This is a genomic window from Paenibacillus sp. 7516 (assembly GCF_002272715.1).
In the GTDB taxonomy this organism is placed as follows: domain Bacteria; phylum Bacillota; class Bacilli; order Paenibacillales; family Paenibacillaceae; genus Paenibacillus; species Paenibacillus illinoisensis_A.
The window spans coordinates 466,585-480,191 of the sequence record NZ_NPBI01000012.1 but is presented as its reverse complement, the minus strand read 5'-3'; the positions used below and the strand labels follow the sequence as shown (position 1 = coordinate 480,191).

Sequence of the window (13,607 nt, the reverse complement as noted above, 5' to 3'; positions counted from 1 at the left end):
ATTCATATGAAAATCTGGAAGACTTACGTTTCACTTCTGCTAACGGCTTGCTTACTGTTTGGCAGTGTAGGAATTGCGGCTGCTGCAACGGATACAGTTCCGGGCACGGGTACACACATTACGATTCTACATACGAATGACACACATGCACGTGCAGTTGAAGCTTCACCTGCAATGGGATATGCCAAAGTGGCAGGGATTGCTGACAAATACCGCAGCGAGAATCCCAATACCCTTTTGCTTGATGCAGGAGATGCTGTGCATGGTACAACCTTTGCAACACTCGTGAATGGCGAGAGTATCGTCAAGGTCATGAATGAAATGGGCTACCAGGCCATCGTTCCGGGTAACCACGAATTCAACTATGGCTCCAAGCACCTTGTTGAGCTTGCGGACATGATGAATTTTCCAATGCTCAGTGCCAACGTGAAGAAAAAAGACGGAACTCGTCTTTTCGATCCCTATCTTATTAAAGAAGTTGACGGTGTCAAAATCGGAATCATCGCCCTGACTACACCTGAAACCATGTACAAAACGAATCCAAAGAATGTTGAAGGTCTTGATATTACAGACCCAGCTGCTGAAGCCAAAGTTCTGGTGAACGAAATTCGCAGCAAAGTAGATGTGGTAGTTGTTCTGGGACACCTTGGACAAGATGCTTCCAGTACAGACACTAGCTTCAAAGTGGTAAAAGAAGTTCCGGGTATTGATGTATTCATCGACGGTCACAGCCACACCATCCTCCAGGATGGCCTCGTATCCGACAATGGAACATTGATCGCGAGTGCTGGAGAGTACACCAACTTCGTAGGTGTCATCGATCTGTGGGTAGACGGTGGCAAGGTAACGAAGAAACAAGCTACATTGATTGATGAAACAGAAGCCAAAGATATTAAACCGAATGAGAAAGTAGCAGCACTCGTGAACTCCATTCAAAAAGAACAAGAACCTATTCTTAAAGAAGAAGTGGCCAATACAGCAATCCTGCTTGATGGAAAACGCGAACAAGTTCGTGCTGGCGAGACCAACCTGGGTGACCTGCTCGCAGATGCCCTTCGTGACATCAGCAATGCAGATATCGCACTTACGAACGGCGGCGGTATCCGTGCTTCCATTGAAAAAGGGATCGTAACCAAAGGCGACATTATCACTGTACTTCCTTTTGGTAATCAGGTTGTAACGCTTGATGTAAAAGGCTCTGATGTTCTGGCAGCCCTTGAAAACGGTGTAGCCTCCTATCCCGAACCAAGCGGTGGTTTCCCGCAAGTATCCGGCATGACGTTTAGTATCGATACTTCAGCTGCTGAAGGCAGCCGTGTACATTCCGTGACGATTGGCGGTAAAGCTCTTGATCCGGAAGCCACGTATACACTGGCTACGAACGATTTCACAGCCGTTGGCGGTGACGAGTACACCATGTTCAACAAATACACCATCTCCGGCATGTACGGTGCAATGGACGAAGCACTAATTGAATACATGCAGAAGCTTGGGGCTGTGGACATCAAAACAGATGGCCGAATCAAGGAAGCCAAAACACCTGTAGTTGAACCGGAATCTCCAGAGACAGAGACACCGGCTCCAGCTACACCGAAGCCAGAAACGCCAAAACCGGTAACACCAAAACCAGAAAAACCTTCAAAACCGACACCAAACAAACCAGCTCCTGCCAAAGTATATGTTGTAAAATCCGGAGACTCCCTGTACTCCATCTCCAAAAAATACAACACAACCTGGCAAGCGCTGCAAGAGTTGAACAGCATCAAAAATCCTCACTGGATTTATCCTGGTCAACAACTGAAGCTGCCTGCTGCTTCCTAAGCAAACCATTATTCGAATAGTGTGACCTGCTCTACGGATCGATTGTATCAAGTAATGATAGCAGTACCCAAAAAAGGGTGTTCCTCAAGCCAATCTGGCTGAAGGAGCACCCTTTCTGCTTCTCATTTGAAAAGCAACCATTTGCCTTTCCCTTGTGAGCCATTTAGGCAAAAACGATTGAAATACCTTTGCGGCAAAAATAAATCCTCAAACCTACTCTATCGTACACAAACTCTCTGAGTCCCTAATCGTGAACTATAGAAAATATGCGCATAATTGCCACTGTTGCGCGATTTGTTCGTGTTCCAGACGAACAAAATATACAAAAATGCTTTGCATATTTGCACTTCTTTCCATACTTCATGCCAATCAGCGGAACGTGTACTTTTCAAAAAGTTAAAATGCATTATACACATTAGTATAGAGTAGTCATTTTGTACGGCTTCATGCATATGATTCTGTTAATTCATATGTCTATAGGCCTTGTTTTAGTGCTTTATTTCAAAATATCCCACATAAATAGAATATTTCATAATATGCGGACCTATAAAATGTGTCTCTATATGACACGAATTTACAGTGCACTGACATTCGGACAAATAAGATTATCTACGGACTAGAGCACTTCCTTGGCATGATTCAATGCCTCTTCCACACTCATGCTAATCCGCTTGGTTTCCCCTTTACTGGCAAGAGTGTGGGACCCTAATTCGACATTCCGTTCTGCAGCACCCCGGCCTACCACAATCTGCACAGGCAGACCAATGAGTTCCGCATCCTTAAACTTCACCCCGGGACGTTCATCCCGATCATCCGTCAGCACCGTGTATCCCGCATCCCCTAGCTGCTGTTCAAGTTCCAGGACAAGCTGACGCTGCTGCTCATCTTTCCAGTTTACGGGGATCAGGTGAATCTGATATGGCGCAACAGCTGCCGGCCATCTTATTCCGTCCTCTCCAGCATATTGCTCGGCAATGGCAGCCATCAGACGGGACACTCCAATACCGTAACATCCCATCACCGGAGCACACTGACGACCATTTCGGTCCAAGAATGAAGCGTTCATGGCATCACTATATTTGGTACCCAGTTTGAAAATGTGTCCTACTTCAATGCCTTTGGTGAATACAAGCTTGGCTCCACATGTAGGGCAGTTATCCCCGTCAGCCGCGAAGCGAATTTGCCGGGTTTGGTTCAAGGCAAAATCCACCCCCGGGCGAACACCCGACAAATGCATATCGACTTCGTTGGCGCCGGTAATAGCACTTCCCATCGCAGCCACATCCGCGTCCACAATAAGTGGCAGATCCAGACCAACAGGTCCCAGGAAGCCAACCTTCAAATCCGAACGTCCTGCCAGCGCTTCTTCGTCAGCCAGAATTAGTTCCTCGGCACCCAATACATGCTTGAGCGCAATATCATTCACTTCATGGTCCCCGCGAACAAGTGCAGCAATCAGTTGACCATCCGCTTGATAGAGCAGTGTTTTGATGATGTGCTCGGGTCCCTCACCGACGTAGGAACTGAGCTCGGAAATGGTACGAATGGCGGGCGTATGGATTCGGATTAGCGATTGGTCCGCGGCATTGGACCGGGATTCAGCTGTATGCTGGGTTACAGTTCCATTTGTCTGGTATCCGGCCTTCTCGAGATTCGCAGCATACCCACACTGCTTACAGGATACAATCGTATCCTCTCCCACATCAGCAAGTGCCATGAATTCGTGTGTTTCTCCCTGACCGCCGATTGTACCTGCATCTGCTTCTACACGAATATATTCCAGACCGCAGCGTTCCAAAATGCGTGAATATGCCTTATTCATTGCCTGATACGTGTGATCTAGCTCTTCCCAGTCGGAAGCAAAAGAGTACGCATCCTTCATAATAAACTCGCGGCCACGCAGCAAGCCGAATCTTGGACGCCGTTCATCCCGGAACTTGGTTCCAATCTGATATAACGTGAAGGGCAATTTTCTGTAGGAATTGACCTCATCACGCGCAAGAGCAGTCACCACTTCCTCATGGGTTGGTCCGAGGGCGAACTCCCGATCGTGACGATCCTGCAAACGCATTAGCTCAGGGCCGTACTGGCTGTATCTTCCCGATTCTTCCCACAGCTCTGCCGGCTGCATAATAGGCAGCAGTACTTCCTGACAACCGGCACGGTCCATCTCTTCGCGAACGATCCGTTCGACATTGAGCAGTATACGCCGCCCCAGCGGCAAATAACTATATATCCCTGCTGCCAGCTGGCGAATCATGCCTGAACGAAGCAGCCAGCGATGTCCGGCTGCATCCGCTTCTGCCGGCGCTTCACGTAACGTTGGAACAAGCATTTCACTTTGACGCATCCATTCCACACTCCTTATCTTCCTGATCATTTTTGCAAAATGAGTGGATAAACAGCAAAAAGACACATCCGTCAAGGGACGAATGTGTCGTGGTACCACCCTTATTTAACTGCATGGTTACGTTCATTAACACGTCTCGGATTCCCCCGGGCATGCTGAACAAACGTCCCGTTTCCCCAATAGGCAAAACGGAATCATACAGTCCTCAGAGGCGTAACGAGCCCAATCCGGCGGAGGTTGCAGCCTGCTGGCATTCTCTTCCGCAGCTCGCGAGGTGGGAATTACGAAGCAGCAGCAGAAACCTCTCACCAAACGGTTTCCTCTCTGATTGAAGCTGGCTGGCGTAATTATGTCCTCGCTAATCGCTGTTATCATTTTTGATCACATTAGTGCATTTGCAAGCAATTGTCAACTACTGCGTTACATGTAGATAACGGGCAGGAAGAATTCCGCGGGTGATGCTGACATCCCGCTGGCTTCCCTGTAATATAGAGAGATAGAGAACATGTATTATTGATAAAGGAGCTTGTCCTATGCCATATATTATCTATGATCTTGAATTTACGGTTAGCCGTAACGCTCGTTACTCTTCTGAAATCATCGATATCGGTGCGGTAAAAGTTACGGAAGGACCTGACGGATTATATGTATCCGACACGTTTCATACTTATGTTCGTCCCTCCAACAAGTCGGTGCTGTCCACCGACACCATTCAATTCACCGGAATTACACAAAAAGATATTGATGCTGCTCCTCTTTTTCCTGAAGCACTCCAAAACTTTATCGCCTGGATGGGAAGCGAAGTTTATTACATGTGTTCCTGGGGACCCGATGACCGCAGCAAGCTGATCTCCCATTGTCGTACACACCAGCTTGATGTTGCCTGGATCACGAATCACAATGACCTGCAGCAGCAGTGGTCGCGAACCGTTCGCAAGGAAGGCAAATTCCGTCAGCTTGGACTAGCTCAAGCACTCGAACTATGCGGAATCGAGTTCGACGGCACCCAGCATCGTGCACTGGATGACGCCATTAATACCGCCAAAGTATTTATGCATCAATTCGACCGGTTCAATCTGGAAACCAACTGTGCCGCTGATGATGAAGGCGTAGCTTCCAAGGTTGTCTATTCCAGCAGCACAGAAGACGATGTGAAAGATTCACCCTTCGGTAATCTCGCTCATCTATTCAAAGCCAATGAATAAGCTGTTTTACCTTTCCTCTTAATCATGCAAAAGAACGCCTGTCCACGCTGGCATTAGCTATACAACTGCTGCCAGCGTTGCAGGCGTTCTTTCATTATGCTTCGGTATCCCTCGGGTTCAAGAATCTCTGCCTCCGGTCCATATTGACCAAGCCATCTCAAAAATTCCTGATCTTCACTCAAAATGGTCTCCAGCAGTAATGTTCCTTCTGGTTCCATCGTGAGAATGGGACGCACCAAAAATTTTTGCTGCATCACATGTTCAACGGCATCGCGGGAGAAACGGATCTTGAAAGCAATCCATTCTTGTCCTTGGCCAGCTCCCGGCTTGCGGAAATGGGATTGCAAAAGGAAATCATCTTTGCGGAATGTACGAGGCAGGATCCGTACTTTTTGCAGATTCCCTACTTCAAAAATCCTTAGCGTCTCCGAAAGGTGACAGTATGCCAACAAATCAAAACGGTACTCACGTGGAATCAAGCAATACGGATCGAGCCGCACCACTTTTTTCATGTTTTGAGTGAGATATTCTGCCTCAATTGTGTTTTGTGACATGCCAGCTTGAAGTAAAGTTACCAGTGAACTGCTTTTCCATTCATCGCCGTCATTCTGCCAAGCAGGCAGCCCTGTTTTAAATAAACCGCCAATCTGCTCTGACCACTCTACCCGCTCCGTTTTGTTCTTCTGATTGGATGCTACCACTTTCTCATAGGCGCTCTCGAAGGCTGGCTTCAGATAAGGACGAATATCATCCATAACCTCCGCCAAATGAGCAAAAGCATGAGCCTCCTCATCAGACCAGTTGAGCGGATACATGGCAAAGTTGCTGATAAACATGTAACCTCTCCCGTGTCCCATATTGGCGATCGGAATATGCATTGCGCTGAGGGCCTCCATGTCGCGATATATCGTCCTTTCCGTTGTCTCGCATCGCTCGGCCAGCTCCCGGGCCAGAATTCCCGGTTTTGCCTGCACGAGAGTTATAATGCGCATTAATCGGATCAGTCGGTCTGTCATTTTGCCGGACCCTCCACTAAGTTGTCAAAAAATTCGATACAACTCCATCCAATTGTTAATCATGATATATAGTACATTCGACTCACTCTTTATTTTCACCTTTAAATTCTATGTAGAAACATTCATTTTAATATCATTCTCAATAGTCCTTTGTTCCTACTCACACAACATGGTTTTTCCGTGGCTATTGTACGCTCCACCATACGTGATTCCGTAGTGGTAACGCAGTTTCTCCACAATCTCGGCTTCTTGGTAATAATCCAGATCCTGCTTTCGTGCTGCCTCAATCAACAAGGCATCTGCATGCCTGCGAAGCAAATTGCTTCCCTCTTGTGCACGACCTCTTTCATAGGCCCGCAGGGCCTGTTTAATCAACGGCACGGTCTCACTTAATTTAATTGTCTTCTCCACCTTCGGGTCCTCCGGCTGCCTTAACATCCCCAGGTGGCTTGTATATTGTATATACAATTGCTCACGGCGCAGCAGTACTCTCTGACTCTGCTTCACTTTGCGTGTGCTCCAGTAGGCAGAGCATATGGCTGCTTTTCCAGACACACGAGGGCCCATGGCAAATTCGAGGAGAATTTGTTTACTCTCCCCTTTGTATACATCGCCGAGCCGCAGAATATAGCCGATGTCGGTCTCTTTTGATCGGCAACCATAAATCCCTTTGAGTTCAATTCCAAATTCCGGTTTGAGCAAAAGTTCCATGTCTCTTGACACAATTTTAGGTGCTACTTTCCTAAGTCTTTTGGCAGGGGCCCCGTATCGCCATTCCACCATCATATATACGGGGTCGGCCCCCCCTGTCGGTATGGCCTCTCTGTTCCACGAATAACATACTTCAAAGACTGAGTTCACTGGTAGTCTCTCCCCCGATTTATGTGTATTATCTTATAAGTTATCAGGGTGAATGGACACTATATTGTCACGGAACATATGTTCGCATAATATTTTTACATTAAAATGTTTTCACCTCCCTAAATCCGCTTAAATTCGACATGAAAAGACAAAAAAGCCTGGCGTTATGCCAAGCTTCTCCGCTCCATATTTATGACAAGTCCCAACTTATACGGTAGGCTGATTCATTCCCATTTCTGTCATGGATGCTGCCCATTCCGGTTCTCTCACAGGCGCGTAAGTCACGCTATCAATGATTAATTTTCGCCCGATTGGCTCTCCGTTTACGGTAATCATAATCGTTTTGGTTGGTGTCGTTTGCTCTGTTGTGTACATATATTTCTTCTCCTTTATTCACGATCTTATGCTAAAAATCGGATATATTATTATTTTTTATTATTTTCGTCATTGTGAATGGAAGCACCCGGAACCGGGGTAATGATATTATGTTTAAACTGTCCGCGCGCTGCCTTGAACGTATATTACCCTGTCGCGCGCTGAATTAAACAAAGAATCCCTCCTGAAAATTTGCAATGTACTGAACCCAACACGTCCCTTTTGGCGTATAATGTAAGAGCCGTATTTCAACAAATGACGACGAATTCGGCAGACGAAAAACCTCACCGAAAGAAGGTGCCAATGATGCCACAACCCATGAAGGGTCATTTCATTCGGGTGTTATTCACCACATGCATTTTATTTACCGTTACACTGTCATCTACAGTAAGTGCAGCTAGTGCCAATATATTTTCTGACATATACAGTGGCTGGGAACGCGTTTCCGAGCTTCCCGGTGAAGTAAACGCCCTGCAGGAAAGCTACCAGCAGACGCTGAACCAACTGAATGAAACCTCTGCTCAATTGGGACAAGCCCAGGCCAATGTTGAAGCATTCAAGGCCCAGAATGAGCAGTTAATAGAACAGAACCAGAAGCTGACCGATATGGTCACGAAACTGCAGGAAGATCAAGATGCCAAAAATGCCACGACCAAACGAATTCAAACGATGATTATCACCGTCATTGTCCTCATATTGGGCTATTTTGTTCTGATTCGCGTAATGCGCTGGGGAATGCGTCGTCGTTCGGGCCGAGCCTAAAAGAACAGGAGCTAGCACATGCACATACACCTGAACACTGCCGAGGCTGGCGGAGCTGGACAAGTGGTAACCTTCTCGCTGGTCCAGAATGACCGGCTTCATATTTTGCATCCACAGCAAATCGTCGCCTTTCGCGGATCGAGCGGCAGCCGCAATGACAAGTTCATGAACATCTCAGGCATGGTTCGCAAAAAAAAGCTGATCAAATCCGAAATCACTGGACCCTGCCAATTTGTGGCTGCACTCCCTCCCGGATTTACCATGAAGGAAGTTGAGCTCACCGAGGAGGGTGATCTGCTGTACGACTTTCGGCATCTCTTCTTTTACTCAGACGGAGTGAGCATGCATACCAAGATCCAGAAGATCAAAAACATGCTGATCACTCAGGATGCTGTCAAAATGAAATTCTCAGGCACAGGCAAGATTGGACTGTTAACCCAAGGCCAGGTGTGCCAGCAGGAACTACATCCTACTGCCCCGCTTTACGTGGATGCAGGCAGCATCATAGCCTATCCCGAGAATGCCAAGCTGGAACTCACCGTGTATGGAAATAATCTCGCCAGTCAGCATATGAACTACCACTGGAAAATGACGGGACAGGGCTCGGTACTCTTCCAGGCAGGACGGGAGAATAGCAGACTCGAACGGGACCTGAATGATGAAGGACTGTTCAAACGCATCCTTAAGGAAGTCATTCCCTTCGGCAATGTAATCATTAAATGAACCGCCCGGTGATCTCCGCATTTATTACACATGCGGGGTAGTCACCAGGCGGTTTCGTGTTATAATGGTTCAGACAATTGAAGAAGAAAATCCATGCCTCCTGGCATGGGAGAGGTTCGCGAACTCCCTCTATAAGACTTGACCTCCTGCAGGTCGTTACAAGTCTTGCGTACACCGTGCATGACGTACGTAAAAAACTAAGGACACTTTTACCGTGCTGTTTTTTAGCAGCGTAAGGAAAGGTGTGTTTTTTGATGGATGCCAGTTCATGAACTTCTCTGTTCTTCCGACACTCTGTGCCTAGTGCATGGATTGATCTTAAGAAGATGGAGAGGTTTTTTTATGTTGAACGAAGAAAAAGCGGTCGTCGTATTTAGCGGCGGTCAGGATAGTACCACATGTTTGTTCTGGGCCAAACAGCAATTTGCTGAAGTTGAGGTGGTGACCTTCGATTATGGACAGCGTCATAAGCTGGAGATCGAATGCGCTGCTGCAATTGCACGCGATCTGAATGTACAGCAAACCGTGCTGGACATGAGTCTGCTTAACCAGCTCGCGCCTAATGCACTGACCCGTACAGATGTGGAAATTACACATGAAGAAGGAGAGCTGCCCAGCACATTTGTAGATGGCCGCAACCTGCTTTTCCTCAGTTTTGCCGCCATTCTGGCGAAGCAAAAAGGAGCGCGTCATCTGGTCACTGGCGTATGCGAGACAGATTTTAGCGGATATCCGGATTGCCGGGATTCGTTTGTTAAATCCATGAATGTGACGCTTAACCTGTCGATGGACTACCCGTTTGTCATTCATACTCCGCTGATGTGGCTGGATAAGGCCCAAACGTGGAAGATGGCAGACGACCTTGGTGCCTTCGATTATGTCCGCGAGCGGACACTGACCTGCTATAACGGGGTTATTGGTGATGGATGCGGTGAATGCCCTGCATGCAAACTGCGCAAAGCAGGATTGGATCGCTACGTGGAGCAGCGCTCTGCTGGGGCATCTGAAGGAGCAGATGTACGATGAGAGAGCCAGGAACATTCCGCATAGTTGAGCATTTGCAGCGGATTGGGGAGGATATTCTTCCTTCACAGCTGCGTTATCACCGTAAACGTGTGCTGGTCAGCAAAGAGTTCACCTTCGATGCTGCGCACCACCTGCATTGTTATGATGGCAAGTGCAAGAACTTGCACGGCCATACGTATAAAGTCGTTTTTGGCATCAGCGGTTATCCGGGCGAGACCGGACTGACAGTTGATTTTGGACATATCAAGGATATATGGAAAACACAAATTGAAGGATATCTGGATCATCAGTATCTGAATGAGACACTTCCCCTCATGAATACCACGGCTGAAAATATGGTCGTCTGGCTGTTCGAACAAATGGAACACGCGCTTCAGACTGAACCCTATGCAGGGCTTACTGAAGGTGGCCGAACCGAATTTGTGCGCCTCTATGAGACACCAACCAGCTACGCCGAGGCTAGACGGGAGTGGATGATCGATGAGTAGTGTACAGGAAAACGTGAGCGCTGCTTCCTCCGTACAAAGCAAAGAAGCTCGCATCCCGGTCATGGAGATTTTCGGTCCGACCGTTCAAGGCGAAGGCATGGTCATCGGACAGAAAACCATGTTTGTTCGCACCGCTGGCTGCGATTATCGCTGCTCCTGGTGCGATTCTGCATTTACCTGGGACGGCAGTGGCAAGGACCAGATCCGAATGATCACACCGGAGGACGTTTGGGCTGAATTGCGCCGTGTTGGCGGTTCGCGATTCTCCCATGTCACCATCTCTGGCGGGAATCCCGCCCTGCTCGCTTCACTGGGCGGGTTGGTTTCTTTACTTCGGGAGAATGGCATCCGCACCGCGGTGGAGACGCAGGGCTCCCGCTGGCAGCCTTGGCTGGCTGACATTGACGAAGTCACCGTCTCTCCCAAACCGCCTAGCTCAGGCATGGACACCAATTGGGACGTGCTGGATGATCTCATTAACCGGTTGTCCGCAGGCCATGCAGGACGCAGCCACAGCCTGAAAATTGTCATCTTCGATGAAGCAGACTTGGATTATGCCCGCCGCGTGCATGAACGGTATCCGGCTACCGATTTGTATTTGCAGACCGGAAACCCGGACGTCACTTCTGCCGAGATACCAGATCTGGCTTCGTCGCTGCTCGCCCGTTATGAGTGGCTGATTGATCAGGTCAGTGCATCAGATGATCTGAATGATGTCCGCGTGCTTCCACAGCTGCACACCTTGGTGTGGGGAAACAAACGCGGCGTTTGATCGGCTCCATGGCAGCTTGGGTGGAATGGGCGGCATGATGTAATTTTTCGGAAACAACCCGGGGCTTCCTATTTTAACTTTGGAATCCCTATCATATATACCGGAGAGCTTCGCGCTTGAACGGAACAAGGAGAGTTAACACATTGACAAGACAACCTGATGAAATGAAAGATGTAACACTGCTGGGTAACCAGGGCGTGAAATATACGTTTGAGTATGATCCCGGCATTTTGGAAAGCTTTGATAACAAGCATCCTTACCGCGATTATTTTGTAAAATTCAACTGCCCGGAATTCACGAGCCTGTGCCCAATCACGGGTCAGCCTGATTTCGCCACCATTTATATCAGCTATATTCCCGATGTGAAAATGGTAGAGAGCAAATCGCTTAAACTGTACCTGTTCAGCTTCCGCAACCATGGGGATTTCCACGAGGATTGCGTGAACATTATCATGAACGACCTGATCAAGCTGATGGATCCTCGTTATATTGAGGTTTGGGGCAAATTTACGCCGCGCGGCGGCATTTCCATCGATCCGTATACGAACTACGGCAAGCCAGGAACCAAGTATGAACAGATGGCTGAACACCGCATGATGAATCATGACATGTATCCGGAAACGATTGATAACCGGTAATTTTCCGGCACTTCTGTTTTCCTGTGCAGCATAAGAAAAATAATAGAACACTTAAAAGCCGAACGCTTCATTCAGAAGAAGTTCGGCTTTTATTTATGTAATCGCTGAATCGCTCAAAGGTTCGATCGAACTTATCAATAGCGGTTAATATATTCTATGGAATGTCATTATTTCACTTGTTCCCCTTGTCGCTTCCAACAATCTATCCTATTATGTAACAATATGCTTAGGCACACTACATTATCAGGCGCTGATCCCTCGTGACCGCGACCAAAGGAGAAAAGTACATGTCCATGCAAACTTCATTATCCAAGGACGCTGCCATGCGTTCGAAAAACCAACCCGGATTGGATGCCCAGAGCACCGTTTACCGGATCTTGATTGCCATCAGTCTGGTTCATTTGTTTAACGACTCAATCCAGTCTGTCATTCCGGCTATTTTTCCAATCCTGAAAGACTCCATGCATCTTACATACACACAGATCGGATGGATATCCTTCGCCATCAACTTTACCGCATCCATTATGCAGCCTGTTGTAGGCTGGTTTGCAGATAAGAAGCCGACGCCTTCGATATTGCCGATTGGCATGGGATTCACGTTCACCGGCATGCTTCTGCTGGCGTTTGCCGACAGTTATATGGCTGTCCTGATTTCCGTTATCTTTGTCGGGCTTGGTTCAGCAGCTTTTCACCCGGAAGGTTCCCGGGTATCTCATATGGCCGCAGGGCCTCGTCGGGGTCTCGCTCAATCCATCTTCCAGGTGGGTGGCAATGCAGGACAGTCTCTTGCTCCGCTCTTGACGAGATGGATCTTCATCCCGTTTGGTTTGTTCGGTGCCATTGGATTCACCGGCATTGCAGCCATGGGGATTGCCGTACAGATCTATATTGCACGCTGGTACGGCCGCATGCTGCAATCGGGAGGTTATCTTCGCAAACAGGCGGCTGCACGTCGTGCTCCAAATCCCGCACTGCGCAAAAAGATAGCTGCTGCCATCACGATTTTGATTATGCTCGTCTTTGTTCGTTCATGGTATGTCGCTTCCATCGGCAGCTTCTATGCGTTTAATCTGAAGGAATTGTTCAGCCTCTCCACAGAGGATGCACAGATCTACATCTTCCTGTTCCTGGCCGCTGGCGCACTTGGCACGTTCTTCGGAGGTCCACTCGCAGATCGCTTCGGCAAACGCAACATGATCTTTCTGTCGATGGCCGGAGCGGCTCCACTGGCGCTGCTGCTGCCCTATGCCAATCTGTTCTGGACCGGGGTGCTGCTGACCATTATCGGATTTATTATGCTATCCAGCTTCTCTGTGACCGTGGTTTATGCTCAAATGCTCATTCCGGGCAAAATCGGAACCGTCTCCGGTCTGATCACCGGGCTCGCATTCGGTATGGGAGGACTCGGTGCGCTTGTCCTGGGAAATTGGATCGACGTGTTCGGTGTATCTCCAGTCATGCAGATGTGCAGCTTCCTGCCGCTGATCGGCATATTCACCTTCCTGCTGCCTTCGGATAAGGTACTGAAACGCTGGGCCGATGAAAATGGCAGTGAGGAATAAAAAGGATA

13 protein-coding genes are annotated in these 13,607 nt (G+C 48.2%); 9 read left to right on the top strand and 4 right to left on the bottom strand.

Annotated elements, in window-relative coordinates:
- The first annotated feature begins 6 nt into the window (after positions 1-6).
- Complete coding sequence (locus CHI14_RS13375) at positions 7-1,821, top strand: 5'-nucleotidase C-terminal domain-containing protein (protein ID WP_095288925.1); 1,815 nt, start codon at positions 7-9, stop codon at positions 1,819-1,821.
- Between the two features lie 616 nt (positions 1,822-2,437).
- On the opposite strand, the gene CHI14_RS13370 is transcribed toward CHI14_RS13375, so the two are convergent.
- Positions 2,438-4,171, bottom strand: a complete 1,734-nt coding sequence (locus tag CHI14_RS13370) for a proline--tRNA ligase (RefSeq protein WP_095288924.1) — start codon at positions 4,169-4,171, stop codon at positions 2,438-2,440.
- Positions 4,172-4,704: 533 nt separating this feature from the next.
- Here CHI14_RS13370 and CHI14_RS13365 point away from each other — a divergent pair.
- Positions 4,705-5,376 carry a 3'-5' exonuclease gene (locus CHI14_RS13365; protein ID WP_095288923.1) on the top strand — a complete coding sequence of 224 codons (672 nt, stop codon included), beginning with the start codon at positions 4,705-4,707 and terminating at the stop codon, positions 5,374-5,376.
- Between the two features lie 53 nt (positions 5,377-5,429).
- Here CHI14_RS13365 and CHI14_RS13360 read toward each other — a convergent pair whose 3' ends face one another.
- The 3 genes from CHI14_RS13360 to CHI14_RS30015 form a co-directional block, all read right to left on the bottom strand.
- On the bottom strand, positions 5,430-6,392 hold the full coding sequence (locus CHI14_RS13360) for a helix-turn-helix transcriptional regulator (RefSeq protein ID WP_095288922.1): 963 nt from the start codon (positions 6,390-6,392) through the stop codon (positions 5,430-5,432).
- Between the two features lie 156 nt (positions 6,393-6,548).
- Positions 6,549-7,253 carry a hypothetical protein gene (locus CHI14_RS13355; protein WP_141236674.1) on the bottom strand — a complete coding sequence of 235 codons (705 nt, stop codon included), beginning with the start codon at positions 7,251-7,253 and terminating at the stop codon, positions 6,549-6,551.
- Between the two features lie 207 nt (positions 7,254-7,460).
- Positions 7,461-7,628: a hypothetical protein gene (locus CHI14_RS30015; protein WP_170948122.1), complete on the bottom strand. Its 168-nt coding sequence runs from the start codon at positions 7,626-7,628 to the stop codon at positions 7,461-7,463.
- Between the two features lie 306 nt (positions 7,629-7,934).
- Between CHI14_RS30015 and CHI14_RS13350 the strand changes: the two genes are divergently transcribed.
- The 7 genes from CHI14_RS13350 to CHI14_RS13320 all read left to right on the top strand — a co-directional run bounded on the left by CHI14_RS13350 (position 7,935) and on the right by CHI14_RS13320 (position 13,599).
- Positions 7,935-8,390 (top strand): hypothetical protein, encoded by a 456-nt coding sequence (locus CHI14_RS13350; protein WP_095288920.1) that lies wholly within the window; start codon positions 7,935-7,937, stop codon positions 8,388-8,390.
- A gap of 18 nt (positions 8,391-8,408) precedes the next feature.
- Positions 8,409-9,113, top strand: a complete 705-nt coding sequence (locus CHI14_RS13345) for an AIM24 family protein (RefSeq protein WP_095288919.1) — start codon at positions 8,409-8,411, stop codon at positions 9,111-9,113.
- Positions 9,114-9,458: 345 nt separating this feature from the next.
- On the top strand, positions 9,459-10,139 hold the full coding sequence (gene queC, locus CHI14_RS13340) for a 7-cyano-7-deazaguanine synthase QueC (RefSeq protein ID WP_095289121.1): 681 nt from the start codon (positions 9,459-9,461) through the stop codon (positions 10,137-10,139).
- Entirely contained in the window at positions 10,136-10,627 is a 492-nt protein-coding gene (gene queD, locus CHI14_RS13335) for a 6-carboxytetrahydropterin synthase QueD (RefSeq protein ID WP_095288918.1), read from the top strand. The genes queC and queD overlap by 4 nt, the downstream gene beginning before the upstream one ends.
- Positions 10,620-11,399, top strand: coding sequence for a 7-carboxy-7-deazaguanine synthase QueE (gene queE / locus CHI14_RS13330; protein ID WP_095288917.1), 780 nt, complete (start codon positions 10,620-10,622; stop codon positions 11,397-11,399). Before queD ends, queE begins: the two co-directional genes overlap by 8 nt.
- 164 nt (positions 11,400-11,563) lie before the next feature.
- Complete coding sequence (gene queF / locus CHI14_RS13325; RefSeq protein WP_095289120.1) at positions 11,564-12,037, top strand: preQ(1) synthase; 474 nt, start codon at positions 11,564-11,566, stop codon at positions 12,035-12,037.
- Between the two features lie 287 nt (positions 12,038-12,324).
- Entirely contained in the window at positions 12,325-13,599 is a 1,275-nt protein-coding gene (locus CHI14_RS13320; protein ID WP_095288916.1) for an MFS transporter, read from the top strand.
- Positions 13,600-13,607 lie beyond the last annotated feature (8 nt).

What these genes read in the sequence shown, in the direction of transcription:
- CHI14_RS13360 (WP_095288922.1), bottom strand. Translation starts at nt 6,392, where the DNA reads ATGACAGACCGACTGATCCGATTAATGCGCATTATAACTCTCGTGCAG.
- CHI14_RS13350 (WP_095288920.1), top strand. Translation starts at nt 7,935, where the DNA reads ATGCCACAACCCATGAAGGGTCATTTCATTCGGGTGTTATTCACCACA.
- queF (WP_095289120.1), top strand. Translation starts at nt 11,564, where the DNA reads ATGAAAGATGTAACACTGCTGGGTAACCAGGGCGTGAAATATACGTTT.
- queD (WP_095288918.1), top strand. Translation starts at nt 10,136, where the DNA reads ATGAGAGAGCCAGGAACATTCCGCATAGTTGAGCATTTGCAGCGGATT.
- CHI14_RS13320 (WP_095288916.1), top strand. Translation starts at nt 12,325, where the DNA reads ATGTCCATGCAAACTTCATTATCCAAGGACGCTGCCATGCGTTCGAAA.
- CHI14_RS13370 (WP_095288924.1), bottom strand. Translation starts at nt 4,171, where the DNA reads ATGCGTCAAAGTGAAATGCTTGTTCCAACGTTACGTGAAGCGCCGGCA.
- CHI14_RS13375 (WP_095288925.1), top strand. Translation starts at nt 7, where the DNA reads ATGAAAATCTGGAAGACTTACGTTTCACTTCTGCTAACGGCTTGCTTA.
- queE (WP_095288917.1), top strand. Translation starts at nt 10,620, where the DNA reads ATGAGTAGTGTACAGGAAAACGTGAGCGCTGCTTCCTCCGTACAAAGC.
- CHI14_RS13345 (WP_095288919.1), top strand. Translation starts at nt 8,409, where the DNA reads ATGCACATACACCTGAACACTGCCGAGGCTGGCGGAGCTGGACAAGTG.
- CHI14_RS30015 (WP_170948122.1), bottom strand. Translation starts at nt 7,628, where the DNA reads ATGTACACAACAGAGCAAACGACACCAACCAAAACGATTATGATTACC.
- CHI14_RS13365 (WP_095288923.1), top strand. Translation starts at nt 4,705, where the DNA reads ATGCCATATATTATCTATGATCTTGAATTTACGGTTAGCCGTAACGCT.